Origin of the sequence: Nocardia pseudobrasiliensis NBRC 108224 (assembly GCF_001613105.1) — a bacterium.
Lineage (GTDB): Bacteria > Actinomycetota > Actinomycetes > Mycobacteriales > Mycobacteriaceae > Nocardia > Nocardia pseudobrasiliensis.
In genome coordinates this window covers 138,476-164,159 of sequence record NZ_BDBS01000030.1, presented here as the reverse complement: position 1 = coordinate 164,159, position 25,684 = coordinate 138,476, and the positions used below count along the sequence as shown (strand labels likewise).

Genomic DNA, 25,684 nt, shown 5'->3' with positions numbered 1-25,684 from the left:
CGTGTCGCCCTCAGTCCAGACTGTCGCAGGCGGTGCCGTCGTCGCTGCGGCCATCGGTTTTGGTCTGGCAGAAGGTGAACGTCGCGCCGCCGACGCCGGGCGTCGCGGGCAGGCGCAGGCCGCGGGCCCAGTTCTCGGTGAGGCGGGCGAGCAATTCGTCGCCGCGTGCCGGAGAAGGCGGGCGGGTCAACGTCATCGGTCGTTCGGTCAGATCGATGCGCAACCGGCGGGTGAAATCGGCGGTCGCGCCGGGGCGGATGCGCACTCGCACCGGGCGTTCGGAATCGGTTGGGCCGCCGCCGTATTCGTCGACGGACAGCACATCGGCGCGGTCGAATGTCCACACGCCGTCGGTCACGCGCACACTGACCGACCGCTCCGATTCGCCCACCAGATCACCAGAGATGGGTGGTACGACGGTATCGAGGTCGGCGTCGAACATGGGCTGGTCTCCGATCTGCTCGCGGTTTGCCACGGAAGCCGAGCGTGATCTGGATCATAGCTCGCGGCGGGCATCGATCGGTTCGCAACGAAAGATTTCAGGTGTGCGTGCATATGCGCCGCACACGCGTGGAATGCGCTATCGCCGTAAGTTTTTCGGTTGAGCGGTCAACCGCTCAGAGTCCGAGTAGATCCGGGGAGTCGGTCAATTCGCGAAACCGGTCGACCGGATTCGATACGAGTTTGCGCGTTGTGAGATCCATCAGTCCGGTGACGACGGTGATGTCGGCGGAGACCGTACCGTCCAGCTTGATGATCTGCTGGCGGAACCGGAAGACCTTGCCCTGACCCCATTCGAACGCGCTGGTGACGGTCACCTCATCGCCGAGATGCAGTTCCCGCAGGTATTTGATGGTGGATTCCAGGACGACCGGGCCCAGTCCGGTGGTGGCCATCTTCTCCGCGTCCAGTCCGGCCGCGCGGAAATGCTCCCAGCGCGCATGTTCGGCGTACTGGTGGTAGACGGCCTGATTCAGATGGCCGTTGACGTCGATCTCATAACCGCGGACGGTAACGGGCACGGAGAAGGTCATACCTCTGCAAACCCGCGGCGGTTGCCCGGGAATTTCCGGCGTGGCGGTGTTCTCGGTCACGAATCGGCCTCGAGTTCGGCGATTTGCGCGCTCAGCCACTCCTTGTCGGCCTTGCGTGTGGCTGCGGCCAGGGTGAGCATGCCGCGGCGGAATCGGTCGGTCATCTCGACGGCCTTCAGTGGGCGGCCCTGTTCGTAGAAGTAGCTGGCCGGTTGTTCGTAGAAATCGAGTCGCCTGCGCAGGACCGCGATCTGATCGGACCGATCGGGCAGGTGGCCGAGGAAGGCGAGCAGGATCAGGAAGTTGTTGCGGTCGGTGATCTCCACCGGCGCGGGATCGCGCAGTCGCCGCAGCAGATCCGCGCGGCCGGTCTGGGTGAGCTCGAGCAGCTGCCGCCCGGTGTCGGCATCGTGCTGTTTGGTGATCAGTCCGGCCGCGCGCAGCCGATTCAGCGCGGGATACAGCGCGCCGTCGCTGACCGGCCGAATGTGGCCGGACAGGCCGGAGATGCGCTGACGCAGCTCGTAGGCGTGCATGGGCCGTTCGAACAGGAAGCCCAGGATGCTCAGCTCCAGCATGTCGTCACCCTACCCTCTAATCGACCCATCTCTAATCGAGTTGTCTCTATTCGAGACTCTCGATTAGAGTTGCGGGCATGACCGATTATGTGACAACCCCCGACGGAATCCGCCTCGCCTATGTCGATTCCGGTGGTTCCGGCGAGCCGCTGCTGGCCCTGCACGGTGCGTTCGGCCGCGGCCGCGGGTGGATGCCGCTCGCGGCCCGGCTGGATCGCCGCGTGATCGCGGTGGATCAGCGCGGGCACGGCATGTCCGACAAGCCCGGTGATTATTCACGGGAGGGATTCGTAGCCGACGCCGTCGCGGTGATCGAGAAACTCGGCCTCGGTCCGGTCACGATCCTGGGACATTCGCTGGGCGCGATCAATGCCTACCAGGTCGCCGCGCGCCGACCGGATCTGGTGAAATCCTTTGTGGCCATCGACTTTCCGGCCGTCGCGGGGGAGTTCGACGATCCGTGGCTGGACGAATTGCCCGCGCGATTCGCCAGTTCGAGCGAGATGTACACGGCGCTGCGGCGGTTGGTCGCCATGGGTATGCCGTTCCACTTCATGGAAAGCGCCGTAGAGGATGCGAACGGTTGGTATTTCCGATGGGACGCAACGGATATGCGGGCGGTCAAGCGCGGCGTGGTGGGGGACTGGTGGGCCGACTGGACCGGCAGCGCGCAGCCCGCGCTGCTGGTGCTGGGCGGTGCGAGCGAGGTGGTCGGGGCCGAGCACGCGGGCGAGATGGTACGGCGTCGGCCGAATACCGAGCTCGCGGTGATCCCCGGGGCCGGACACGACCTCTACCTCAGCCATGTGGACGAACTGGCCGCGCACCTCGAGGGGTTTCTCGGTTAGTGCACGCTGGGCGCGCATACCTCGCCGATCCGCTGCCGCGCGGAAGCTTTCGGACCTACCGTGGCGGTACAGGGACAGTATCCGCAGGCGAGGAGCACCCGATGATCGACGTCATCACTTTGCGTGGCACCAACGAGGTTCGCAATCCGGACGGCAGTCCGGCGGGCATGCTGGCGGCCATCACCGATCTGCTGGATCCGGAGCGATTCCACGGTTTCGAACCGGACTGGACCGCGTCGATCGGGCCCGATCCGGATCTGTGGGGGCCGTCGCTGGACACCTCGGTGGCCGACGGCATCGCCGCCGGGGTGCGGGCGATTCAGGATTCACCGAATGTCTGTGGGCTGCTGAGCTATTCGCTCGGCGGCATCTGCGCGAGTCGAATCCTCGAGGGGGTGGAGTGCGGTCGGTACACCAATACCGACGGCAGCCCGCTGGAGATCGCGTTCGCGGTGCATATCGCCAATCCGCTACGGCGGGCGGGGGATTCGGTGGGCGATCTGTGCCCGCCCTCGCTGTTCGGGTTGCACGGGCAGCGCGGCGACTGGCCGGACGCGGTCGTCACCCGGGAATACGCCAACCCGAACGACATCATCACCGCGGCCCCGGCCGATTCCCCGCTGCGCATCATCGACGTCGGCATCTCCCCGTTCTCGTTCGTCGAGGGCGCCCGCCTCGGCAACGTGAGCTACTTGATCTTCGACGAACTCCTGCGCTGGCTGATGACCGACCCGGTAGCCAACCTCGACCGCTACGCCCAAGCGGTCCGCGGCGCCATCGGCCTGCTCACCCCCGACGGCCCCCACGTGCAATACGCAACACACCAGATGCCCGGAACGGACCTGACCTGGACCGCCCACGCTGCCCAGTTCGTGAACGACAACTTCTGAATCAGTTCTTCCGGCGGACCGAGGCCTCGACCAAATCCAGGATGGCTTCGAGGTTTTCGTTGGCGTGGCCGGAGGCTATGCGGGCTATCAGGCCGTCCAGTACGAGATCGAGGTAGCCGAGGAGGACGTCGGTGGGGACGTCGTCGCGCAGGGCGCCGGCGGCCTTGCGGCGTTCCAGGCGGGCCAGGGTGGCGGCGGTGAGTTCGGCGGAGCGCTGGGTCCAGCCGGCGGCGAATTCGGGGTCGGTGCGCAGGCGTCTGGCGATTTCCAGGCGGGTGCCGAGCCAGTTGTACTGCTCGGGATTGGCGAGCATTTCGCGCATCACCTGTACCAGGCCCTGATTGGCCGCGACATCGGCCATCCGCTCGGCATCCTCCTGCGCGAGCGCGAGGAACAGCGCGTCCTTGTCGCGGAAGTGGTGGAAGATCGCACCCCGGGACAGCCCGATGGCCTCCTCCAGGCGCCGGACCGTGGCGCCCTCGTACCCGTACTCGGCGAAGCAGCGCCGTGCCCCGTCCAGGATCTGGCTGCGCCGGGCGGCGAGATGGTCGTCACTGACCTTGGGCATGGGCTTCCTCCAAACGGGGTGTGCGCGGAGACCCCCGCCTCGGCCTGGCGACCGAGGCGGGGGAAATCAGGCGGGCCCGCGAGCGGGGAAGCCTGTTCTCTTGCCTGGGCCGGGGCCGAAGCGGGGGTCTTGCACTAGCGACGAGCGGAGTTCCTGGCCCCGAAGCGAATTCGAGACCAGGACATCATGGCAACTTTCGCTCAGCTGCGGATCATGTTGCGCAGCACGAACTGGAGGATGCCACCGTTGCGGTAGTAGTCGGCCTCGCCGGGGGTGTCGATGCGCACCACGGCGTCGAAGGTGATCTTGTCTCCGTTCTCCTTGGTAGCGGTCACCTTCAAGGTCTTCGGAGTCACCCCCTCGTTCAGCTTGGTGATGCCCTCGATGTCGAACACCTCGGTGCCGTCCAGCTTCAGCGACTTGGCCGATTCACCGGCCGGGAACTGCAGCGGGATGACGCCCATACCGATCAGGTTCGAGCGGTGGATGCGCTCGAAGGATTCGGTGATGACGGCCTTGACGCCCAGCAGGCGAGTGCCCTTGGCGGCCCAGTCGCGCGAGGAACCCGAACCGTACTCCTTACCGCCCAGCACGACCAGCGGAATGCCGGCCTTCTGGTAGTTCTGCGAGGCGTCGTAGATGAACGCCTGCGGAGCGCCGTCCTGGGTGAAGTCGCGGGTGTAACCGCCCGAGACGTCGTCGAGCAGCTGGTTGCGCAGCCGGATGTTGGCGAAGGTGCCGCGGATCATGACCTCGTGGTTACCGCGCCGCGAGCCGAGGGAGTTGTAATCCTTGCGCTGCACACCGTGCGCGTCGAGGTACTGCGCGGCCGGGGTGCCCGGCTTGATCGGACCGGCCGGGGAGATGTGGTCGGTGGTGACCGAATCACCCAGCAGCGCAAGCACGCGCGCGCCCTTGATGTCCTCGACGGGCGAGGGCTCGAGCTCCATACCGTCGAAGTACGGCGCCTTGCGGACGTAGGTCGAGTTCTCGTCCCACGCGAAGGTGTCGCCCTCCGGGGTGTTCAGACCGCGCCAGCGCTCGTCGCCCTTGAAGACGTCGGCGTAGGACTTGGTGAACATCTCGCGGTTGATCGCGGTCTTGATGGTGTCGTCGATCTCCTGCGGCGACGGCCAGATGTCGCGCAGGAACACGTCGTTGCCCTCGGTGTCCTGGCCCAGGGCGTCGTGCTCGAAGTCGAAGTCCATGGTGCCCGCGAGCGCGTAGGCGATGACCAGCGGCGGGGAGGCCAGGTAGTTCATCTTCACGTCGGGGGAGATGCGACCCTCGAAGTTACGGTTGCCCGACAGCACCGCGGTCACCGACAGATCATTGTCGTTGACGGCCTTGGAGATCTGCTCCGGCAGCGGGCCGGTGTTGCCGATGCAGGTGGTGCAGCCGTAGCCGCCCAGGTAGAAGCCCAGCTTCTCCAGGTAGGGCCACAGACCCGCCTTCTCGTAGTAGTCGGAGACGACCTGCGAGCCCGGCGCCATATTGGTCTTGACCCACGGCTTGGAGGACAGACCCTTCTCGACCGCGTTGCGCGCCAACAGGGCCGCGCCGATCATGACCGACGGGTTCGAGGTGTTGGTGCAGGAGGTGATGCCCGCGACCACGACCGCGCCGTGATCCAGGACGAAGTCGCCGCGCTCCGGATCGGAGACCTTGATCGGCTTGGACGGCCGTCCGGTATTGCCGTTGGAGGCGTTCGGGATGATCGCGTCGTCGTCGGCGAAGGACAGCTCGGCCGGATCGCTGGCCGGGAAGGATTCCTCGAGCGCCTCGTCCAGCTTCGAGTGCGGCGCGGCCTCGGGATCGTTGGTGTAGTTGTGGATGTCCTTGCGGAAGGCGATCTTCGACTCCGACAGCAGGATTCGGTCCTGCGGACGCTTCGGACCCGCGATGGACGGCACCACGGTGCTCAAATCGAGCTCCAGGTACTCCGAGTAGGCGGGCTCGTGATCGGCGTCGTGCCACATGCCCTGCTCCTTGGCGTACGCCTCGACGAGCGCGAGCTGCTCGTCGGTGCGGCCGGTCAGGCGCAGGTAGTTGATGGTCTCCGCATCGATCGGGAAGATCGCGGCGGTGGAACCGAATTCGGGGGACATATTGCCCAGGGTGGCGCGGTTGGCCAGCGGCACCTCGGCCACGCCCTTGCCGTAGAACTCGACGAACTTGCCGACCACACCGTGCTTGCGCAGCATGTCGGTGACGGTGAGCACGACGTCGGTCGCGGTCACGCCCGGCTGGATCTCACCGGTCAGTTTGAAGCCGACCACGCGCGGGATCAGCATCGAGACGGGCTGGCCCAACATGGCCGCCTCGGCCTCGATACCGCCGACGCCCCAACCCAATACGCCCAGGCCGTTGACCATGGTGGTGTGCGAGTCGGTGCCGACGCAGGTGTCGGGGTAGGCTTGGCCGTTGCGGACCATGACGGTCGGGGCCAGGTACTCGATGTTGACCTGGTGGACGATGCCGGTGCCCGGGGGGACGACCTTGAAGTCGTCGAAAGCGCCCTGGCCCCAACGCAGGAACTGGTACCGCTCGCCGTTGCGCTCGTACTCGAGGTCGACGTTGCGCTCGAGGGCGTCGGCGCGGCCGAACACGTCGAGGATGACCGAGTGGTCGATGACCATATCGGCGGGCGAGAGCGGGTTGACCTTGTTCGGGTCGCCGCCGAGGGTGGTGACGGCCTCGCGCATGGTGGCCAGGTCGACCACGCAGGGCACACCGGTGAAGTCCTGCATGATGACGCGCGCAGGGGTGAACTGGATTTCGGTGTTCGGCTCGGCCGACGGATCCCACGACGCGATGGCGCGGATGTGGTCGGCGGTGATGTTGGCGCCGTCCTCGGTGCGCAGCAGGTTCTCCGCGAGGACCTTCAGGGCGTAGGGCAGCTTCTCGGTGCCGGGCACGGCGGACAGGCGGAAGATCTCATACGACCGATCTCCGACCTGCAGGGTGCCCTTGGCGCCGAATGTATCGATGCTCGTCATACGTTCAGCTCCACTCGTCGGTGAGGGTGTCGGCCATCGGCGGGGCTGTGCCGACGGCTCGGTCGAGGGCGCAGTCTGGGCTGTGCGCCTCGTGCTTCCAACCGTAACAGTACGCTTGTCCTGTGAAACGCGCGGGGCACGTCGACAGAGGCGTCCCGGGGTTCCATCATGCCCCGGTCGCGTACTGTGCATTCGATCGCCTGAACAGTGTTGGATGCCCGTCGCCCAGAGGGCGGCTCGACAGACCGGATGGAAGATGACCGTCTCGCACGCCTCGGTTTTCACCCCCATGGCCGCGGAACTACCGCCGGATACCGATCTGGACGCGATCTCGGCGGATCTGCTCGACAATCACGTCGCCGCGCCGAAGGATGTCGACCAGGACGGGCTGGCCGCCGTCGCCCGCGACGCGCAGGAGCACGGCATTCCGCTGAGTATCGTTGTCGTTCCCGGTAATCCGGCCCCGGACTCGAGCCTGCGTGACCTGGCCACCCGTGTCGGGCAGACCCAGCACGGGACCGTGCTGGTGCTCAGCGACGACTGGGCGGGCACCTACAGCGACAAGATCAGCCGTCACGAGCTCGAACGCGCCGAGGATGTGGCCAAGTATCGCGGGCACGGACACAGCACCGAGGCGGCGCAGGCCTTCGTCGGTCGGCTGGAGAAACCGGATGCGGTGTCGTGGACGGGGGTGAGCGGCGTGCTGCTGGCCGGGGCGGTCCTGGTGATCGGCGGGCTGTATGTCGTCAAGGCCCGGGGCGCGGCGCGTGAGCAGGCCGCGCCCGCCGAGCCGGTCGGCCGCAGCGCCGACTGATCCCCTGAACGTCCGTCCCGGGTTCGCGGGACCTTGCGCGCAGAACTAGTCGGCCGCCCAGTCTGAACTGGACGGTATTATCTAACGCCTGGTTTGTTTTATCCGGCAGAATCCTGCGACATATCAGGCAATCAGCGAGCAACCTCTGAAATACCCGGCGACGTGCTGGTGGCTCTGTTTCCTCCGTGGCAGAAGTGTCGTACGGTTTCCTAATGACACTTTTGGGGAAGAAGTGTCGCATGGGTCACCGGAGACTGCTGCTTCGGCGGATTGTCCTGGTTACCCGTGAGGCGAGGCCGGTGGCCGATCGTCTCGAGCGTCCCGGCCGGACCTCGTTCCCCGGGAACCACGGCGGGATCCAGGGAGGTGACATGCGAGTGTCGGCGAGGCGGTTCGGCGGCCCGCTGCGGGTCGCTGTGGGATTGCTGCTGTGCGCGGTCGCCGTATCGGCGAGCGTCGCGGTCGCGGGTGCGGCGCCGCCGCCCCCGCCCAATCCCAGTGACGGTGATATCGCCGCGGCGGGTGGTCAGGTGGACAGCTCGTTGAACGAGGTGGGCGGGCTGATCAACGAGGTCGCGGGCGCGGAACAGCAACTGCGGCAGCTCGATACCGAACTCGCGCGCAAACGCGAGGCGGTGAACAAGGCGCTGGTCGATCTGCAGACCGCGCGCGCGGCGGCCGACGCGGCCGCGGCGGTGGTCGCGGGCACCCAGCGGGATCTGGCCGACGCGGGCGCGAAGGTCGGCCGGGCACGGGGCGATTTCGATCAGTTCGCGATCGAGGCCTACACCCGGCCCAACACCGGATCCATGGTCAACGTGCTCGCCGGTGCGGATCCGGCGCTCGCGCTGGATCGAGCGCAACTGCTGGCCGTCGCCTCCAAATCCCAGCAGGACGCCCTGGATCGCCTGCGCCGCGCACAGGTCGAACAGGCCAATCGCGTCTCGGCCGCACGGCAGGCCCAGCAGGTCGCCGATACCGCCGCGGCGGCCGCAGAGCAGAAGAAGGCCGAGGCGCTCGGTGCGGTCGCGGCCGTGAAGGCGGCCCAGGACCAGCAGATCGCCAATCGCAATGCCCTTGTCCAACAGCGTGATTCGGCCCAGCGGCGGCTCGATGCCGCGCGTCAGCGGGTGGCGGGGCTGCAGGGGCAGCGCGATGCGTACCTGAGCTGGGACAACCAGCGTAAGGCCGAGGAGGCCACCGCCGCGGCCGCCGCCGCGGCGGCCGCGGCCCGGACCGCGGCGAACCGCGATGCCCGCGACCGGGCTTCCCAACTGGGCGCGGGCAAGCGTCCGCACACCCAGCTCGACAACTCCCCGCCGCCGCGTCAATCGCTGACCCATCCGCCCCGCGGCCCGTCGGGAAATCGTGGCCAATTGATCGAAACGGTTGTCGATCGTGCCATGTCGCAGCTCGGCGTGACCTATTCCTGGGGCGGCGGCGACGAGGACGGCCCGACCCTGGGCATCCACGATGGCGGCGTGGCCGACAGCTACGGCGATTTCGACAAGGTCGGCTTCGACTGTTCCGGACTGATGATCTACGCCTTCGCGGGCGTCGGTATCTCGCTGCCGCACTACAGTGGCTACCAATACAACATGGGCACCCGCGTGCCGGTGGCCGAGCGCGAACGCGGCGACATGCTGTTCTGGGGAGTCAATGGCAGCGAACATGTAGCGATGTATCTGGGCGACGGGAAGATGATCGAGGCGCCGGAATCCGGCGATGTGGTGAAAATCTCGCCGGTACGCGAGGGCGGAATTATGCCTTACGCAGTACGGCTCATTCCTTGATATCCGTTCCGCATAAAACGAGGAAACCGGTAGATTCAGGATTTTGAAACCGGACAAATAGCCGCCTGGTCGGTTGCTTCGATCGTGGCGTGAGCAGGCAATAAGACCATTTGCTGCCAACTGGAAGCAATGTTAGCGTTCGATCGTGACCGCGATGGAACCTGTTGCACCTGCACTGTTCCGGCCATCCGGCGCGGTTCACCGGCGTTCGTGAATGCATTTCCCGCATTCACGCAGACAATTCTCGAAATCCGGGTCGAATCGACCGTGCAGTGAATGGGAGTCCCGCATGACCACGCCCGAAATCACGCGCGCCCTGGCGCCCAGTGAGGCGATGTTCGCCGGTAATCAGCTCTACGTCGGATATTCCGTCCGCACCTCGGGCGAGCTGGATCTGACCGCGCTCGCGACCGCGTACGAGGCGGTGTGCCGCACCTATCCGGTGCTCGCCGCCCGCCTGGACACCACCGCCGACGGCGAGGCGGTCATCGTCACCTCCGACGCCCGCCCGACCCTCGGCGTGGGCACCGGCCCGCTGGATCGCCCGCTGGCCGGGATCGATCTGGAGCAATCGCGGGCGCTCAGCGGCCTTTCCGTCACCTACGACGGCTCCGAGGCCAGCGTGACCCTGGCGACCCATCACAGCATCGCCGACGCCTACCACTCCTTCGGCGTGCTCACCGCGCTGTGGGACCGCTACACCGATGCCGTCGAGGGCGTCTCGGCCGAACTTCGCCGCCACCCGTATCCGAAATCGGTCGAGCAGTTGCTCGCCGAGCGCGGTATCGATCAACTCGCCGCCGCCCCGGCCGATATCGAGATCCCCGCGGAACTGCCCGCTCCGCCGAATTCGCCCGCGACCGAACCGATCACGTTCCCCATGGCCCGCCTGCGCCTGACCGCCGAGCAGACCACGGCCCTGGCCGAACTCGGCCACCGCGAGCGGATCACCATCAACGGCCTGCTGTCCGCGGCGCTGCTGCTGGCCGAGTCCGACGTGCGCGCGGTCGCCATCAGCGAGCTCGTCTACGTCTATCCGGTGAATCTGCGCACCCGGCTCACCCCGCAGATCGGTTTGACCGAGGGCACCAATGTGCTCGGCTTCGCCAATTTCCAGTCCCCGACGCCCGCCGCGGATCCGCTGAGCCTGGCCCGCGAGGTCAATGCCGCGCTGCACGCGGGACTCGCCGAGGGGACTATTCAGCGCAGTGCGCTGGCGCTCAGCGATCCGCAGGCCATGGCCAAATCCGCCGCGGCGATATCCGCCGGTGCGGTCGTGGCGACCAACTGGGGTCCGGTCCCGGCGCTGCGCTCGCCCGCCGAATTGCGGCTCACCGATTTCCGCGGCACCTTCCACGCCAAGGTCGCGGCCGATATTCCGGATACGCCGTACTTCGGCGGCTGCTATCTGGTGAGCACCTTCGGCGGCCGGCTCAGCATCGAGATTCCGCAGACCGACGCCGACCCGGCGGCCGGACACGCCCGCATCGACGCACTGCGCGAACGCTTGAACCACCTGCTGTCGGGTCGGTGATCCCAGCGCTGTCCAGCGGCCGCTGCCGATGATTTGCGTTACTGTGCAAAGTGTCGCGAAACACGCGGCGAACCGCTGGGCAAGCGGTCGCTGCCTGGGAAGACGGCGGGCGCCCGAGCGGGTGCCGAGCGGAATCCCCTGGCCGCGTTGGGGGAGGATGCCAAACCTGGAATAGTTGTGGGGAACACACTTCGGTGCGAACCACAAAGCAGCGGCGAGCCTCTCGGGGCCGGACTAGGCGAAAGCGGGGATGTTGGTGACTTCGACGGATGGTGTGAGCACGGTGAATTCGGTGCAGGACGCGCCGGCGCCCAACACCCTCGAGCGCGATGTCCAGACCCTGGAGAAGGCGATCTACGAAGTCAAACGCGTGATCGTGGGCCAGGACCGCCTCGTGGAGCGTTTGCTGGTCGGTGTGCTGGCTCGCGGACATGTGCTGCTGGAGGGCGTGCCGGGTATCGCCAAGACCCTGGCCGTGGAGACCTTCGCGCGGGTCGTGGGCGGCTCGTTCTCCCGCGTGCAGTTCACCCCGGATCTGGTACCGACCGATCTGGTCGGTACCCGTATCTACCGGCAGGGCCGCGAGGAGTTCGACACCGAATTGGGTCCGGTCGTGGCCAATTTCGTGCTCGCCGACGAGATCAACCGCGCCCCGGCCAAGGTGCAGTCGGCGCTGCTCGAGGTGATGGCCGAGCGGCATGTGTCGATCGGCGGCAAGACCTATCCGATGCCCGATCCGTTCCTGGTCATGGCGACCCAGAACCCGATCGAGAGCGAGGGCGTCTACCCGCTGCCCGAGGCGCAGCGCGACCGCTTCCTGTTCAAGGTCGTCGTCGACTACCCCTCGGTGGAGGAGGAGCGCGAGATCATCTACCGGATGGGCGTCACCCCGCCGGAGCCCAAGCAGATCCTCGAGCCCGCCGAGCTGATCCGGTTGCAGAAGCTGGCCTCCAACACCTTCGTGCACCACGCGCTGGTCGACTATGTGGTGCGGGTGATCTCGGCGACCCGTAAGCCCGCCGAATTCGGAATGAACGATGTCGCGGGCTGGATCGCCTATGGCGCCTCGCCGCGCGCGAGCCTGGGCATCATCGCCGCCGCGCGGGCGGTCGCCCTGATCCGCGGCCGCGACTATGTGGTCCCCCAGGATGTGGTCGAGGTCGTGCCCGATGTGCTGCGTCACCGCCTGGTGCTGTCCTACGACGCGCTGGCCGACGAGATCAGCCCCGACGACGTGATCCGCCGCGTCCTGCAGACGGTCGGCCTGCCGCAGGTCGCCCCGCAGGCCAATGCGCCGGGCCAGCAGTCCAGCGGCCCCGCGCCGATGCCCGCGCCGCAGGCGCAGGCCGCGCCTCCGGTTCCCAATGGTCAGCAGCCCGCCGGGCAGCCCCAGCAGCAGCGTCAGTGAGCGGGGCATCGGATTCGGTTGCACCAGTGACGATGTCAGCGAAGGTCCCCGAACGGGGTGCGCCCCCGCCGTCGTTTCGTTCCGGTCAGCTCACCGACCCGAAGCTGACCGCGGCGCTGAAGACCCTGGAACTCACCGTGCGCCGCCGCCTGGACGGCGTCCTGCACGGCGACCATCAGGGCCTGATCCCCGGCCCGGGTTCCGAACCGGGCGACGCGCGGCTGTATCAGCCGGGCGACGATGTGCGCCAGATGGATTGGTCGGTCACCGCCCGCACCACCCATCCGCACGTGCGGCAGATGATCGCCGATCGAGAACTCGAGACCTGGCTGGTGGTCGACCTGTCGGCCAGCCTCGATTTCGGCACCGCGCGGTGTGAGAAGCGCGATCTGGTGGTCGCCGCGGCGGCCGCTGTCACGCATCTGACCAGCGGCGGCGGTAATCGGATCGGCGCGGTCATCGCCAATGGCGAGCAGCTGTATCGCATTCCGGCCCGCAGCGGGCGGGTGCACGCGCAGTCGATGCTGCGCACCATCGCGACCACACCGCACGCCGCCGACGGGGTGCGCGGGGATCTGCGCGGCGCGATCGACGCGCTGCGCCGCCCGCAGCGCAAACGCGGTCTGGCCGTGGTGATTTCGGACTTCCTCGGCGATATCGATTGGCAGCGTCCGCTGCGCGCCATCTCCGGTCGACACGATCTGCTCGCGGTGGAGGTGCTCGATCCGCTGGATCTGAACCTGCCCGATGTGGGTGATGTCGTGCTGCACGATCCGGAGACCGGGCGCACCCGCGAATTCACCGTGACCCCCACGCTGCGAAGCGATTTCGCGCAGGCGGCACAGCTGCACCGCGAACAGGTTGAGCAGTCGCTGCGCAGTGCGGGAGCGCCGGTGATGACCCTGCGCACCGATCGGGACTGGATCGCCGACGTCGTCCGGTTCGTGTCCACTCGGCGCCACACCTTCGGCGCCCCGTCCGGACGGGTACCCCGACAGTGAGCATTTCGCATTTCTCCGCGGCCATCTGGCTCGGATTCCTCGTCGTCATCGCGCTGCTGGCGCTGCTGTACGTGCTCAATCAGCGTCGCCGCCAACGGCATCTGCTGCTGTTCTCCAATATGGAGACCCTGGAGAAGGTCGCGCCCAAGCGGCCCAGCGCCTGGCGACATGTGCCGATCGCGCTGCTGCTGGTGGGTCTGGTGCTGTTGACCATCGCCGCGGCCGGACCGCAGGCGGCCAAGAAGGTGCCGCGCAACCGGGCCACGGTCATGCTCGCCATCGACGTATCGCTGTCGATGGAGGCCACCGATGTGCCGCCGTCGCGAATCCAGGTGGCCAAGAAGGCCGGTAAGGATTTCGTCGACGAACTGCCCCGGGGCATCAATCTGGGACTGGTGTCGTTCGCCGGAACCGCTTCGGTATTGGTTTCCCCGACAACCAATCACGAGGCCGTCAAGGCCGCCATCGATAACTTGAAGCTTGCCGAGCGCACCGCGACCGGCGAGGGCATCTTTTCCGCGCTGCAGGCCATCGACACCCTCGGCTCGGTCCTCGGCGGCGCGCAGGATCCGCCGCCCGCGCGCGTGGTGCTGATGTCCGACGGTAAGCAGACCGTGCCCGCGTTCGAGGACTACGAGAATCCGCGCCACGAATTCACCGCGGCCCGGGTGGCCAAGGGCAAGAACATTCCGATCTCGACCATCTCCTTCGGCACGACGTGGGGCCGGGTGCAGATTCCGCTGCCCGACGGCGGAACCCAGGACGCGCCGGTGCCGGTCGACAACGACGCCATGCAGGAGATCGCGAAACTGTCCGGCGGCGAATTCTTCACCGCCTCCACGCTGCAGGAACTGACCAAGGTCTACGACACCCTGCAGAGCCAGATCGGCTACGAGATGACCATCGGCGACGCGAGCCGACCGTGGTTGCTGCTCGGCCTGCTGCTGACTGCCGCGGGTGTGCTGACGTCCCTGGTCTACCGGCAGCGGCTGCCGTAGACCGGGCGGCGAATGCGACACTCTTGCAGGCCTTTGCGCGACGTCGCGGAGGTCTCGGGCCGAATCCGGCCCGGTCGTAGCGGATCGAGCGGACGAAGGTAGGTTGATGCCCATGTCGAACATCACATCCCGGTCGGTACTGGTCACGGGCGGTAACCGGGGCATCGGCCTCGCGGTCGCGCAGCGCCTGGCCGCCGACGGGCACAAGGTCGCTGTCACCCATCGCGGCTCGGGCGCGCCGGAGGGTTTGCTGGGTGTGAAATGCGATGTGACCGATGCGGAATCGGTCAATGCGGCCTTCGCCGAGGTCGAGGAGAAGCAGGGTCCGGTCGAGGTGCTCATCGCGAATGCGGGCATCGTGGACAACACACTGCTGATGCGCATGAGCGAGGAGCAGTTCACTCGGGTCATCGACGCCAACCTCACCGGTGCGTGGCGCTGCGCCCAGCGGGCGAACCGGGCGATGCTGCGGGCGAAGTGGGGCCGGATCGTCTTCCTGGGTTCGGTCGTCGGTCAGAGCGGGATGACCGGACAGGTCAACTACGCCGCCGCGAAGGCAGGGCTGGTCGGCATGGCCCGTGCCATCACGCGTGAAATCGGCAAGCGCAATATCACCGCCAATGTGGTCGCCCCGGGCCTCATCGACACCGATATGACTCGGGAAGAGATGAAGGACGAGTACAAGGAGATGGCCATCAATGCCATTCCGGCGGCCCGCATCGGCCGTCCGGAAGAGGTCGCCGCGGTGATCAGCTTCCTGGCCTCCGATGATTCCTCGTACGTCTCCGGAGCCGTGATCCCCGTCGACGGCGGCATGGGCATGGGCCACTGAGCCTTCGCATTTCGCATAATTCAGACTTCGCACCGACACAGGAGACCCCTTACCTCATGAGCGGATTGCTCGCTGGCAAGACCGTCCTCATCACCGGCATCATCACCGACTCCTCGATCGCCTTCCACGCGGCCAAGGTCGCGCAGGAGCAGGGCGCGAAGGTGCTCATCACCGGAATTCCGGAGCGGCTGCGGCTGATCGATCGGATCGCCAAGCGACTGCCGCAGGAGATCCCGGCGGCCATCGCCCTCGATGTCACCAGCGAGGAGGATCTGGCAGCGCTGCCGGACAAGGTGCGGGAACTCGCGCCGGAGGGCGTGGACGGCGTGCTGCACTCGATCGCCTTCGCGCCGCGCACCCTGATGGGTCCGGAGGCCAAGCCGTTCCTGGACGGCCCGGGCCCCGACGCCGCCAAGGCGTTCGAGATCTCGGCGTGGAGCTACGCCTCGCTGGCGCGCGCCGTGCTGCCGATCATGAACGAGGGCGGCTCGATCGTGGGTATGGATTTCGATCCGCGCACCGCGATGCCGTACTACAACTGGATGGGTGTGGCCAAGGCCGCGCTGGAGTCGGTGAACCGCTACGTCGCGCGGGAGGTGGGCGAGGCCAAGCGGATTCGCTCCAACCTCATCGCCGCGGGCCCGATCAAGACCCTGGCCGCCAAGGCCATTGCCGGTACCGCCACCGACGACGCCAAGCAGTTGAACATGCTCAATACCTACTGGGACGGCGCGTCGCCGATCGGCTGGGATGTCGACGACCCGACGGTGGTGGCCAAGTCCATCGTGACGATGCTCTCGGATTGGCTGCCCGGCACCACCGGCTCGATCATCTACGTCGACGGCGGCGCCAGCCACAACACCTGGTTCCCCGCAGACGGTTTCCCCACCAACTGATGAACGGTTCCGTCGACGCGTTGCTGCTGCTGTCCTTCGGCGGCCCGGAACGACCCGAGGACGTGATGCCGTTCCTGGAGAACGTCACTCGGGGCCGGGGCGTGCCGCCGGAGCGATTGGCGGAGGTGGCCGAGCACTACCTGCATTTCGGGGGAGTGTCGCCGATCAACGCGCTCAACCGGGACATCATCGCCGCGATCGAGGCCGAATTCGCCAGGCACGGAATAGATCTGCCGGTGTACTTCGGCAATCGCAACTGGCATCCGATGGTCGAGCGGACCGTCGGTGAGATGCGCGACGCGGGAGTCGGTGCGGCACTGGTGTTTCCGACCTCCGCGTGGGGCGGTTACTCCGGCTGTCGTCAGTACGACGAGGACATCTCGCGGGCGCGGGCCGCGGTCGGCGAGGACGCTCCGACGCTGGTGAAGCTGCGCCAGTACTTCGACCATCCCCTGCTGATCGAGGCGTTCGCCGACGCGATTCGCGCCGCGCGCGAACAACTTCCGGCCGATCGCCGTGATCGCGCCCGGCTGGTGTTCACCGCGCACTCGATTCCGGAATCGGCCGACCAGGCGGCGGGTCCGCCCGCCGGCGGCGGTCGCCTCTACAGCCGCCAGGTCGCCGACGCGGCCCGGCTGTGCGCGGCGGCGAGTGGATTCGACGACTTCGATCTGGTGTGGCAGTCGCGTTCGGGGCCGCCGCAGGTGCCGTGGTTGGAGCCGGATATCGTCGATCATCTGGACGCGTTGTCCGGCAAGGGAATCGATGCCGTGGTGGTATGCCCGGTCGGCTTCGTCTCCGATCACCTCGAGGTCATCTGGGATCTGGACAACGAGGCCGCCGAGAAGGCGAACGAGCTGGGAATGGCGTTCGCGCGGGCCGCGACCCCCGGGCCGGATCCGCGCTTCGCGCAGCTGGTGGCCGAACTGGTCGCCGAACATCTCGAGGGTGCGCAACCGCGACGACTGGGTTCGGTGCCCGGCTACGGATGCACCACCGACGGTGTGCCGTGCGCGTTCGGCTGCTGCGAACCACCTCATCGGGGACGGTAAGTCAACGGTGCTGCCGCCACGGCAGATACAACCAGCCGTGGTGGGAGCGACTTCCGGTGTGATGCCGCGGCGGTGCGTCGGAGTTCGGCGCATCCGGCGCCGGGGTGTCGGCGTGCGGTGCGATCGGCGCGGGTGCCACATTGCCGACGATCGACGGTTCGGGCTCCGGAATGCCTTGCTGTGACGCTTCTTTGAGCGCTACATCGGCCGCCGGTATCGGTGCCGCGGACTCGATCGTGCCCGGTGAGGCCACCGGCTGAGGCGCGATGACCGTGCGGGGCGTCGGGGTCGAGGTTCCGGACGCGGGCAAAAACAGCGACGCGCCCGCGATGCCGAGCACGGAGACGACCGTCGCACCCGCCAGCACCAGCGGCCGCCGCGAGGCCAGTCCGGTCATCGGCACGGCCCGGCGCGCCGCATGCAGGGCCGCCCCGATGGCCAGGCAGTCGGCGGGATCGGTCGAGGTGAGTACCGGCCGCTCCAACTCCGACAGCGTCGCGGCCACCTCCGGTGCGCGAGATGCTCCGCCCACCACCAGAATTCGATCGATGTCGGCGAGTGAGGTTTGTGCCGCCCGCAGTGCCTGATGGATCACGGTGAACGAGGCTCGGATGTGCGCGGCCCGCAGATCGTCGTAATCGGCGGGGGAGGCGGCGTTTTCGACGATCGAGGCCCCGAGCGGAATGCCGCCGAAACCAAGTGACCGCGCGGGCGTGCCGATGATGCGCGCCCCGTCGGGACCGACCTGAACCACCGCGACATCCAGACTCGTCGCGCCGAGGTCGTAGACCAGTACCCGCCCCGGCGACAGTGGGCCGTGCTCGTGGCGAAACCATTCGACCGCCGCGAGAGGTTCGGCCAGTGACCGCACCCGCTTCGGCAGATCCGCGTCGCGCGCACCGGACCGTGCCACCACGACACCGGCGCCCGAGGGCACCGAATCCAGCAGATCGAAGACCGCACCCGAATTCGGGGCCACGGCCCGGCGGCTGTCCACCGCGATGCGACCGTTCGCGGCGACCGTGGCGAACACGGTCGTGGCCGCGCCGAAACTCATCCCCACGCCGGCGATTGCCGTCCTGTCGACCATGCGACTCTCCTCGGGGGTCGAGTTTTCGATCAGCGGGAGCAGTGCGATTGCCGAACGGTAGCCATGCCGGTCATCGCCCGTCAACGCTCTCGGTCCGAGGTGTTGTGGGAATCATGTTCTATCTTCAAGAGGCATGATCCCGGGAAAGGTTGGGTGATGGGACGATTCTTTCTGGTCGGACTGGTCGCGTCCGCGGTGGTGGTGATCGGCGTGGTGGCCGCCATCGGCTCGTGGGCGTGGTGGATACCGCTGGTTCTGCTCGTTGGCGCGCTGGGGGTGGGGATATACGACCTCGCGCAGACCCGGCACGCGGTGCTGCGGAACTATCCGATCCTGGGCCATATGCGGTATCTGCTCGAGAGCCTGCGGCCGGAGTTGCAGCAGTACTTCATCGAACGCAATGTCGACGGCCGCCCGTTCGATCGCGATGTGCGCAGCATGATCTACGAGCGGGCCAAGGGCATCAACGGCGAGCTGTCCTTCGGCACCGAGCGGGATGTGGAGTCGATCGGCTACGAATCGCTGGTGCACTCCACCGCCCCGGTCGACGAACCCGAGCAGCCTCCGCGCGTATTGATCGGGGGCCCGGATTGTCGGCGGCCGTATTCGATGTCGCTGCTGAACATCTCGTCGATGAGTTTCGGCGCGCTGTCGGCGAATGCGTTGCGGGCCTTGAACAAAGGCGCGGCGGCGGGTGGTTTCGCCCATGACACCGGTGAAGGCGGGCTGACGCCCTATCACCTCGACGGCGGAGCGGATGTGGTGTGGGAGATCGGGTCGGGGTACTTCGGTACCCGCACCGACGACGGTCGCTTCGATCCGCGTGAATTCGCCGACAAGTCCGCCCACGACCAGGTGAAGGCCATTTCGATCAAACTGAGCCAGGGCGCGAAACCCGGTCTGGGCGGGGTGCTTCCGGCGGCCAAGGTCAGTGCGGAGATCGCCCGATATCGCGGTGTGCCCGCCCACGAGAAGTGCGTGAGCCCGGCGGCGCACAAGGAATTCCGCACGCCCCGCGAGCTGATCGGATTCGTCGCCCGGCTGCGGGAACTGTCCGACGGTAAGCCGGTGGGCTTCAAACTGTGCGTCGGCTCCCGCGTCGACATACTCGCCATTTGCAAGGCCATCCTCGCCGAGGGCGTCGGACCGGATTTCATCATCGTCGACGGTGCGGAGGGCGGAACCGCCGCCGCCCCACTGGAATACGAGGATCACGTCGGACTGCCCCTGACCGACGGCCTGATGACCGTGCACAACGCCCTGGTCGCCACCGGCCTGCGCGAGCACATCCGCCTCGGCGCCAGCGGTAAGGTCGCCACCGGCACAGATATCGTCAAACGCCTGATCCAGGGCGCGGACTACACCAATTCCGCCCGCGCCATGATGATGGCCATCGGGTGCATCCAGGCTCAGCGCTGCCACACCAACAACTGTCCCGTCGGCGTGGCCACCCAGGATCCCCGCCGCGCTCGCGCCCTGGACGTCACCGACAAAGCCCTGCGCGTGCGGCGTTATCAAGAGGCAACGGTCCGCCAGGCCATCCAGCTGATGGCCTCCATGGGCGTCACCGACCCGGCCCGGCTGACCCCGCACATGCTGCGCAAGAAGATCTCACCCACCATCCAGCGCTCCTACGCCGAACTCTACGAATGGCTGACCCCCGGCATCATGCTCGCCGAACCCCCGGCCGGTTGGCGCGCGGATTGGGCTGCGGCCGACCCGGATTCGTTCCGCCCGGTGCTACCGTCGTGAAGCGTGTCCTCAGACAGCGCCCGCACCCCAGTTGATTTCTGGTTCGATCCCCGCTGCCCCTGGGCCTGGATCACCTCGCGTTGGATGCCCGAGGTGGAGCGGGTCCGCCCGATCGAGGTGCGTTGGCGCATCATGAGCCTGGCCGTGCTCAACGAGAACCGGCTCGATGACCTGCCCCCGCAATATCGCGAGTGGAACATCTCCGGCTGGCGACCGGTCCGCGTCTGCGCCGCCGTCGAGCAGCGCTACGGCAGTGCCGCCCTCGCCCCGCTCTACACCGCACTGGGCACCCGCATCCATATCCAGCGCGAGAAGCAGACCCGCGGAACCTTCGCGGCCGCCCTGGCCGACGCGGGCCTGGCCGAGGAACTCGCCGATGCCGCCTACACCACCGAATTCGACGCCCATGTCCGCGCCTCCCACCACGAGGGCATCAGCCTCGTCGGCGAGGAGGTGGGCACCCCTGTCATCGCCGTCCCCGGCCCGGCCGACACCCGCATCGCCTTCTTCGGCCCGGTGGTCACCCCCGCCCCGAAAGCCGAAGCGGCCGGAAGGCTCTGGGATGGTGTCCTCCTCGTCGCGGGCACCCCGGGCTTCTACGGACTCGAGCGCGGCCGCGCCGCCGAACCGTCATTCGACTGAGCTTTCCGATAGACCGACACGTGCGAGTCCGAGTCGGCGGTGAACGGAGTGCCGGACCAATCCGCGTGCCGGGATTCCAGTTCGAAACCCGCCGTCTCGGCCATGAGGTCCAGTTCGGCGGGCCAGATATAGCGGTGCGGGCTGCGGAAGACGCGGGCCCGTTCGGTGTCGTCGAAGTAGATGTGATGTGAAGTGAGGTGCTGGTTGACGATGTCGTAGGTGTCCACGCCGAGGTAGCCCGGTTCGCTGTGGAAGACGCGGGCCTTCGGGCCCGGCGGGAGATTGCGCACGCCGGGAACACCCAGTTCGATGACGAATCGGCCGTCCGATGTCAGGTGGGCGGCCGCGTTTCGGAAGCAGTTCACCTGTTCGGCCTGGGTCAGCAGGTTGGAGATGGTGTTGTAGACCAGGTAGACGAGCGTGTACTCGCCGGGGGCCCGCGTGGTGGCCATATCGCCGGAGACCACGGGAATGGTTGCGGCGTCGGCCTTTTCGCGTAGCCGGGCAAGCATGGCGTCCGACAGTTCGATGCCCGTGACCGGTACGCCGCGCGCGGCCAGCGGGATCGCCACCCGGCCGGTGCCGATGGCGAATTCCAGCACCCGCCCGCCCGCGGCCAATGCGGCGAGCCGGTCGACCGTCGGTTCCAGAACCTCGGGTGCGAACATGACCGCTTCGGTGGTGTCGTAGGTCCGCGCGGCTTCGCTGTCCCAGATCTCGTCCTGTCGCATGGCCCGATTGTGTTGCCGCGGAGTCGATCCGGTCCAGCGAATTTCAGCTCGTCAGTTCCAGTTCCTCATCCATCGGGATACCGCCCTCGATGGCGTGCGGGGTGCGGCGGCGGTTGGGGGAGCCGAGGGCGGTGGTGAGGTCGGTGCCGTCGTGTTCGGCCAGCAGATCCTGAGAGTCCCAGACGAGAAGCGTTGCGCTGACGGTGTTCTCGGCCGCGGAGTGGGCCAGATCGTAGTGGGCGCAGGCGGGCACGTGGTCGTAGGTGATCCACAGGTCGTAGCCGGTCATGAACAGGTCGAGATCGAAATCGACCGACAGGCCCAGCAATTCGCTCTTGCCGTTGTCGTCGACGCCCGCGAATGCCTCGTCCAGCGCGAGCAGGCGCGGGGCCTGCGGGTCGGCGGAGTCGAGCATCACGTGGGCGGCCGCGAACAGCGGCAGATGCAGTGAGACCGACTGTTCGCCGCCGGACAGCGCGCTGTGGCGGGCCACCGTCAGCCGGTCCTCCGTGCCGTCGGCGGTGATGATGGTGAACGAGAACACCCGCCAGGTCCGGTAATCCAGTGTGGTGGCGAGGATTTCGGGATACGAACGCTCCGGATGCGCCGCCCGGGCGGCGCGGATCTCGGCGGCGAAATGCGCGCGGATGGTGGCGAGATCCTCGGGGGTCAGATCGGAGGCGTCGCGATCGAGCAGTTTGCACACCGCCCGCGCCGACTCCGACAGATTGTCCGCCAGCACCCAGTGCACGCCGATGGTATTGCCCGAGGACATGCGGCGCTGCTTCATCTCGGTACCCATCCGGGTGATGAGATCGCGGGCGTCGCTGGTGCGTTCGTGGATCTGCTGCGCCAGGCCGGTCAGCAGCGCGTCCTCGAGGATGCGGCGTTCGGCGTCGGTGAGCAGCAATTCCTGATCGCTGCGCGCACTGCCGATCCGGTCGGCGAAGTCGGCGAGCGCGGCCACGCCCTGATCGTCGTGCACCTGCACCACGGTCAGACCGTCGGCGGCGTCCCACTGCAACCGGTAGTCCTGCCGGGCCGCGGCCAGCGCGGCGTCGAATTCCTGCAGCGCCGCGGTCACCGCGCTGCGGGTCGACTTGCGGGCCGCCTCCCCGGCGCGCACGGAAGCCGTTGCGGCGGACAGGGAGTCGAACAGCTCCTGCACCTCATCGGGCAGCACCCGCAACTCGGCCTCCGGCCCACCGGTCTCGATTCGGTACAGCAGCTGCTCGGGCGTGGACCACGCGGCCTCGCTCGCGGGCCAGCGACCGTTCTCGGCCGCGCCCAGCAGGCTCAGCAGATCCGGCCGCGCATACGGCGCGAGATGGCGCACATCGGCGAGCAATTCGGTCAGCGCGGCGCCGAGCGCGTCATGCGCCGCGCGATAGGAACCCTCGGCCGTGCCGACGCCCTCGATGGCGTCCGCGGCGGCCTTGCGGGCCGACTTCTGTTCCGCCCGTGCGGCATCGATGCGCTCGCGCGCCTGCTCCAGTTCGCGGTCGATATCGGCGGCTCCCGCGCCCAGCGCCTCGCGCAGCGTCTCCAGCTTGCGCAGCTGCTCCTCGTAACCGCTGCGGGCCGCCTCGGCCTCCTCGGCGAACGCCTCGGCCAGATCGCGCGCCTCGGTGAGCCGGTCCTCGGCCTCGCGGACGCGTTCGTGCTCGCGCAGCTGATCACCGCGCAGCCGCAGCAGGGCCGTACCGGTGTTCTCGAAATGGCGGATGGCCGCGGCCAGGGCGTCGAGTTCGGCGGGATCGCGCGGCGCGCGATGCTCGGCCGCGACCGCGCGCACTTTCTTGTCGGCCGCGCCGAAATCGGTGACGGCCTGATCGAGTTCGCGTTCGGCCTGACCCGCCGCCTCCGATCGGGAACGCAGTACACCGGCCGCCTCCGATACCGCGCGCAGGGCGGTGGTGACGGCGCTGGTGCGCGGCAAAGCCTTGGCGGCGGCCGAGATTCGGGCCAGCTCCGCCGTGGCCGCCTGCTCCTCGGCGCGCGCGGCGGCCTCCGCCTCGGTGGCGGCCTCCACGGCCGCGGCGATCTCGGTCAGCCGCAGTTCGCGCCGCCGCGCCCGGGCGGTGGCCCCGATGAACTCGGCATGCGGTTTGGTATGACGTCCCAGCTGAACACCCTGGCGATAGCGCCCGTCGGTGGTGACGGTCAGGGGATCGTCCCGGTCCACTTTGTCCCGCAGGGCGATCGAGGCCAGCACATCGGCCACGGCGGCGACGCCGCAATCGTCCTCGACCACGAGCACATCGGCGAGGGTGCGTCCCGACGGGCGCTGCTTCGCGGGCAACGCAACCAGGAACTGATCCGAATCATGGTCGGGCATTTCGTCGCTCACCCAACCGTCGAGTAGATCCGCGGCCTGCAGCGCGGCCTCGATTCCGGCCGCCTGCTCGGGGGAGACGTCGTCGGCGAACCGCACCAGCCGCCACAGCGGCGCGCCCGGGCGGCCGTCGCGCGCATCGGTGCGCGCCGCGAAAGCCGGTGGCGCGTCGTCCTTTTCGGCCGCCACCTGGTTCTGCTCGGCCCGCAACTCCGCCGCTCGTGCCACGGCCTGTTCGGCGACCGCGCGGGCCTGCTGGCGGCGCGCCCGGATCTCGTCGGTGAGCGATTCGGTCCGTTCGGTGAACACCTCGGCCAGCGTGGCCGCGTCATCGGATCCGGCGTCGGCGAGCGCGGTATCGAGCGCCTCGAACAGCCCTTTGCGCACCGGGGACAACATCTCCCGCTGCGTCTCCCACCAATCCCGCAGGGCCGCGGCGGTATTCGACCGCGCCAGGGTGACCGAGGCCTCGGCCTCGGCGAGCGCGGCGGCGGCCTGGTCGCGCTGTTCGCTCGCGCGCTGGGCGGCCCGTTCGGAACGCGTGCGATCGGCCGCGGCGGTATCGACGAGCGTCAGCGCCTGGCGAACCGCGCGCACATCGGCGTCGCGTTCCTCGGCGTGGCTGCGCACGGTTGTGGTGAGCTGTTCGGCGCGGGCCTGCTCCGGCAGTGCGGCCCAGGCGATTCCGGCCTCCTCGGCGGCGGCGCGCAACTCGTCCTCGCCGCGCGTGAGCGCACCCATCGCCGATTCGACCGAGCTCCGGGCGCGTTCGGCCTCGCCGGTGCGCTGTTCGACGGTCTGCTGGGCCTTGGTCGCCTTGTCCCGGTGCACGGCCGAGGAGGTCTCGAGCCGCCGGACCGCGTCGGCCAGATCGTCGAGCTGCTGTTTGCCCTCGTAGGCGCCGGAGCGCTGCAGGGTCTCGCGATCGGAGAGGGCCTGTTCGTAGGCGCGGTCGGCCTCCTCGGCGCGGAGCTCGGCCGCGGCGCGCTCGCCCTCGCGGCGCTCGCGCAATGCGGTCGCGGCGAACAGCGCCGTAGAGGCATGGGTCACCGCGTCGAGCCGGGTGCGGACCTGATCGACATCCGACTTCGCCTGCACCCCAAGGTATTTGCGATACACATCGACGAAGGTGCGGGTGGCCGAGTCGGCCTGCACCAGACCCTCGAGGGTGCGCCCGACCTCCTCCATATCGCTGAAGGAGCGCGCGGCGTCGAGGATCAGCTGCTCGTCGAGCGGGCGCAGGCCGTCGGTGAGCGCCTGGGACAGTCCGCGCGGATCCAGGTTCTTGGCCAGCTGCGGGCGACGCAGCGTCAGAATGAGATTGATCAGCTGGTCGTAGCGCTGCAATCCGAGTCCGAACATGCGCGCGTCGATCGCGGCGCGATAGTCGACCGGGCGATCGGTGATGGCGTCGGTGCCGATCTGCTCGGCCAGCTGCTTACGGGTCAGGGGCCGATCGTCGGAGCCGATGAGCGAGAAGTCCACGCCCACCCGGCCGTCGGCGACGAAGTACCAGCGCGTGACCTTGTCATTGGAGCGGGTCGCGCGCATGCCGATGCCGACGGTTACGGTTTCCGGTTCGTCCCAGTGACCGCGCGCGAACTCCATCCACACATACGAGTACGCCGATTCCTGCTTGCGATACAGCAGATTCGACTTCATCGTCCGTTCCTCACCGGCGAACGGATTGAGCCGTCGCGGTTCGATGCGGCCGTCGAAGACGAACGGGAACAGCACCTCGAGCGCCTTGGTCTTACCCGACCCGTTGGGTCCGCGCAGCACCAGCCGCCCGTCGGCGAAGCAGAACTCCTGATCGCGGTAGTCCCACAGATTGACGATGCCCGCGCGGGTGGGAACGAACCGAACGCCGCCGTGAATGAGGTCCATCA

General features: G+C 67.8%; 21 protein-coding genes. 13 read left to right on the top strand and 8 right to left on the bottom strand.

From position 1 onward, the window contains the following. Positions 1-10: 10 nt before the first annotated feature. From NP4_RS23450 to NP4_RS23440, 3 genes are all read right to left on the bottom strand, one after another. The gene (locus NP4_RS23450) at positions 11-475 is read right to left on the bottom strand and encodes a hypothetical protein (RefSeq protein WP_245997446.1); all 465 of its coding nucleotides are present in this window, start codon (positions 473-475) and stop codon (positions 11-13) included. Positions 476-617: 142 nt separating this feature from the next. Further along, the gene (locus tag NP4_RS23445; protein ID WP_245997443.1) at positions 618-1,022 is read right to left on the bottom strand and encodes an acyl-CoA thioesterase; all 405 of its coding nucleotides are present in this window, start codon (positions 1,020-1,022) and stop codon (positions 618-620) included. A 68-nt stretch (positions 1,023-1,090) separates the two neighbouring features. After that, positions 1,091-1,612: a PadR family transcriptional regulator gene (locus NP4_RS23440; RefSeq protein WP_068001574.1), complete on the bottom strand. Its 522-nt coding sequence runs from the start codon at positions 1,610-1,612 to the stop codon at positions 1,091-1,093. 77 nt (positions 1,613-1,689) lie between these two features. Here NP4_RS23440 and NP4_RS23435 point away from each other — a divergent pair, with 77 nt between their 5' ends. After that, a complete protein-coding gene (locus NP4_RS23435) occupies positions 1,690-2,460 on the top strand; it encodes an alpha/beta fold hydrolase (RefSeq protein WP_068001571.1) in 771 nt (256 codons plus the stop codon). A 101-nt stretch (positions 2,461-2,561) separates the two neighbouring features. Continuing rightward, positions 2,562-3,350 (top strand): hypothetical protein, encoded by a 789-nt coding sequence (locus NP4_RS23430; RefSeq protein ID WP_068001567.1) that lies wholly within the window; start codon positions 2,562-2,564, stop codon positions 3,348-3,350. Between the two features lies 1 nt (position 3,351). Here NP4_RS23430 and NP4_RS23425 read toward each other — a convergent pair whose 3' ends face one another. Both NP4_RS23425 and acnA read right to left on the bottom strand, forming a co-directional pair. Then, entirely contained in the window at positions 3,352-3,918 is a 567-nt protein-coding gene (locus tag NP4_RS23425; protein ID WP_068001564.1) for a TetR/AcrR family transcriptional regulator, read from the bottom strand. Positions 3,919-4,118: 200 nt separating this feature from the next. Next, the gene (gene acnA / locus NP4_RS23420; protein WP_068001562.1) at positions 4,119-6,917 is read right to left on the bottom strand and encodes an aconitate hydratase AcnA; all 2,799 of its coding nucleotides are present in this window, start codon (positions 6,915-6,917) and stop codon (positions 4,119-4,121) included. A 256-nt stretch (positions 6,918-7,173) separates the two neighbouring features. Between acnA and NP4_RS23415 the strand changes: the two genes are divergently transcribed. From NP4_RS23415 to NP4_RS23375, 9 genes are all read left to right on the top strand, one after another. Continuing rightward, complete coding sequence (locus tag NP4_RS23415) at positions 7,174-7,731, top strand: Rv1476 family membrane protein (protein ID WP_068001712.1); 558 nt, start codon at positions 7,174-7,176, stop codon at positions 7,729-7,731. A gap of 371 nt (positions 7,732-8,102) precedes the next feature. Then, positions 8,103-9,524: an NlpC/P60 family protein gene (locus NP4_RS23410; protein ID WP_068001709.1), complete on the top strand. Its 1,422-nt coding sequence runs from the start codon at positions 8,103-8,105 to the stop codon at positions 9,522-9,524. Between the two features lie 289 nt (positions 9,525-9,813). Continuing rightward, positions 9,814-11,058, top strand: coding sequence for a phthiocerol/phthiodiolone dimycocerosyl transferase family protein (locus tag NP4_RS23405; RefSeq protein ID WP_068001558.1), 1,245 nt, complete (start codon positions 9,814-9,816; stop codon positions 11,056-11,058). 250 nt (positions 11,059-11,308) lie between these two features. Then, positions 11,309-12,466 (top strand): chaperone MoxR1, encoded by a 1,158-nt coding sequence (gene moxR1 / locus NP4_RS23400; RefSeq protein WP_068001555.1) that lies wholly within the window; start codon positions 11,309-11,311, stop codon positions 12,464-12,466. Positions 12,467-12,498: 32 nt separating this feature from the next. Further along, positions 12,499-13,467, top strand: a complete 969-nt coding sequence (locus NP4_RS23395) for a DUF58 domain-containing protein (RefSeq protein WP_068001551.1) — start codon at positions 12,499-12,501, stop codon at positions 13,465-13,467. Then, positions 13,464-14,465: a VWA domain-containing protein gene (locus tag NP4_RS23390; protein ID WP_062513959.1), complete on the top strand. Its 1,002-nt coding sequence runs from the start codon at positions 13,464-13,466 to the stop codon at positions 14,463-14,465. Before NP4_RS23395 ends, NP4_RS23390 begins: the two co-directional genes overlap by 4 nt. Positions 14,466-14,577: 112 nt before the next feature. Beyond that, on the top strand, positions 14,578-15,297 hold the full coding sequence (gene fabG1 / locus NP4_RS23385; protein WP_082876156.1) for a 3-oxoacyl-ACP reductase FabG1: 720 nt from the start codon (positions 14,578-14,580) through the stop codon (positions 15,295-15,297). 56 nt (positions 15,298-15,353) lie between these two features. Continuing rightward, positions 15,354-16,193, top strand: a complete 840-nt coding sequence (gene inhA / locus NP4_RS23380) for an NADH-dependent enoyl-ACP reductase InhA (RefSeq protein ID WP_062513955.1) — start codon at positions 15,354-15,356, stop codon at positions 16,191-16,193. After that, the gene (locus NP4_RS23375) at positions 16,193-17,245 is read left to right on the top strand and encodes a ferrochelatase (protein ID WP_068001549.1); all 1,053 of its coding nucleotides are present in this window, start codon (positions 16,193-16,195) and stop codon (positions 17,243-17,245) included. The genes inhA and NP4_RS23375 overlap by 1 nt, the downstream gene beginning before the upstream one ends. Before the next feature lies 1 nt (position 17,246). On the opposite strand, the gene NP4_RS23370 is transcribed toward NP4_RS23375, so the two are convergent. Further along, positions 17,247-18,335: an Hsp70 family protein gene (locus NP4_RS23370; RefSeq protein WP_147287901.1), complete on the bottom strand. Its 1,089-nt coding sequence runs from the start codon at positions 18,333-18,335 to the stop codon at positions 17,247-17,249. A 156-nt stretch (positions 18,336-18,491) separates the two neighbouring features. Here NP4_RS23370 and NP4_RS23365 point away from each other — a divergent pair, with 156 nt between their 5' ends. Beyond that, the gene (locus NP4_RS23365; protein WP_068001543.1) at positions 18,492-20,087 is read left to right on the top strand and encodes an FMN-binding glutamate synthase family protein; all 1,596 of its coding nucleotides are present in this window, start codon (positions 18,492-18,494) and stop codon (positions 20,085-20,087) included. Between the two features lie 3 nt (positions 20,088-20,090). Then, entirely contained in the window at positions 20,091-20,729 is a 639-nt protein-coding gene (locus NP4_RS23360; protein WP_068001540.1) for a DsbA family protein, read from the top strand. On the opposite strand, the gene NP4_RS23355 is transcribed toward NP4_RS23360, so the two are convergent. Further along, complete coding sequence (locus NP4_RS23355; protein WP_068001537.1) at positions 20,684-21,460, bottom strand: class I SAM-dependent methyltransferase; 777 nt, start codon at positions 21,458-21,460, stop codon at positions 20,684-20,686. The two genes, NP4_RS23360 and NP4_RS23355, sit on opposite strands and share 46 nt — an antisense overlap. Positions 21,461-21,503: 43 nt before the next feature. Beyond that, complete coding sequence (locus NP4_RS23350) at positions 21,504-25,682, bottom strand: TIGR02680 family protein (RefSeq protein WP_068001535.1); 4,179 nt, start codon at positions 25,680-25,682, stop codon at positions 21,504-21,506. Positions 25,683-25,684 lie beyond the last annotated feature (2 nt).

Excerpts from the sequence above, each read along its gene's own strand:
- NP4_RS23365 (WP_068001543.1), top strand. The coding sequence starts at position 18,492 with ATGGGACGATTCTTTCTGGTCGGACTGGTCGCGTCCGCGGTGGTGGTG.
- NP4_RS23355 (WP_068001537.1), bottom strand. The coding sequence starts at position 21,460 with ATGCGACAGGACGAGATCTGGGACAGCGAAGCCGCGCGGACCTACGAC.
- NP4_RS23410 (WP_068001709.1), top strand. The coding sequence starts at position 8,103 with ATGCGAGTGTCGGCGAGGCGGTTCGGCGGCCCGCTGCGGGTCGCTGTG.
- NP4_RS23440 (WP_068001574.1), bottom strand. The coding sequence starts at position 1,612 with ATGCTGGAGCTGAGCATCCTGGGCTTCCTGTTCGAACGGCCCATGCAC.
- acnA (WP_068001562.1), bottom strand. The coding sequence starts at position 6,917 with ATGACGAGCATCGATACATTCGGCGCCAAGGGCACCCTGCAGGTCGGA.
- NP4_RS23350 (WP_068001535.1), bottom strand. The coding sequence starts at position 25,682 with ATGGACCTCATTCACGGCGGCGTTCGGTTCGTTCCCACCCGCGCGGGC.
- NP4_RS23435 (WP_068001571.1), top strand. The coding sequence starts at position 1,690 with ATGACCGATTATGTGACAACCCCCGACGGAATCCGCCTCGCCTATGTC.
- NP4_RS23375 (WP_068001549.1), top strand. The coding sequence starts at position 16,193 with ATGAACGGTTCCGTCGACGCGTTGCTGCTGCTGTCCTTCGGCGGCCCG.
- NP4_RS23430 (WP_068001567.1), top strand. The coding sequence starts at position 2,562 with ATGATCGACGTCATCACTTTGCGTGGCACCAACGAGGTTCGCAATCCG.
- NP4_RS23395 (WP_068001551.1), top strand. The coding sequence starts at position 12,499 with ATGTCAGCGAAGGTCCCCGAACGGGGTGCGCCCCCGCCGTCGTTTCGT.
- fabG1 (WP_082876156.1), top strand. The coding sequence starts at position 14,578 with ATGTCGAACATCACATCCCGGTCGGTACTGGTCACGGGCGGTAACCGG.
- NP4_RS23415 (WP_068001712.1), top strand. The coding sequence starts at position 7,174 with ATGACCGTCTCGCACGCCTCGGTTTTCACCCCCATGGCCGCGGAACTA.
- NP4_RS23370 (WP_147287901.1), bottom strand. The coding sequence starts at position 18,335 with ATGGTCGACAGGACGGCAATCGCCGGCGTGGGGATGAGTTTCGGCGCG.
- NP4_RS23425 (WP_068001564.1), bottom strand. The coding sequence starts at position 3,918 with ATGCCCAAGGTCAGTGACGACCATCTCGCCGCCCGGCGCAGCCAGATC.
- NP4_RS23405 (WP_068001558.1), top strand. The coding sequence starts at position 9,814 with ATGACCACGCCCGAAATCACGCGCGCCCTGGCGCCCAGTGAGGCGATG.
- moxR1 (WP_068001555.1), top strand. The coding sequence starts at position 11,309 with ATGTTGGTGACTTCGACGGATGGTGTGAGCACGGTGAATTCGGTGCAG.
- inhA (WP_062513955.1), top strand. The coding sequence starts at position 15,354 with ATGAGCGGATTGCTCGCTGGCAAGACCGTCCTCATCACCGGCATCATC.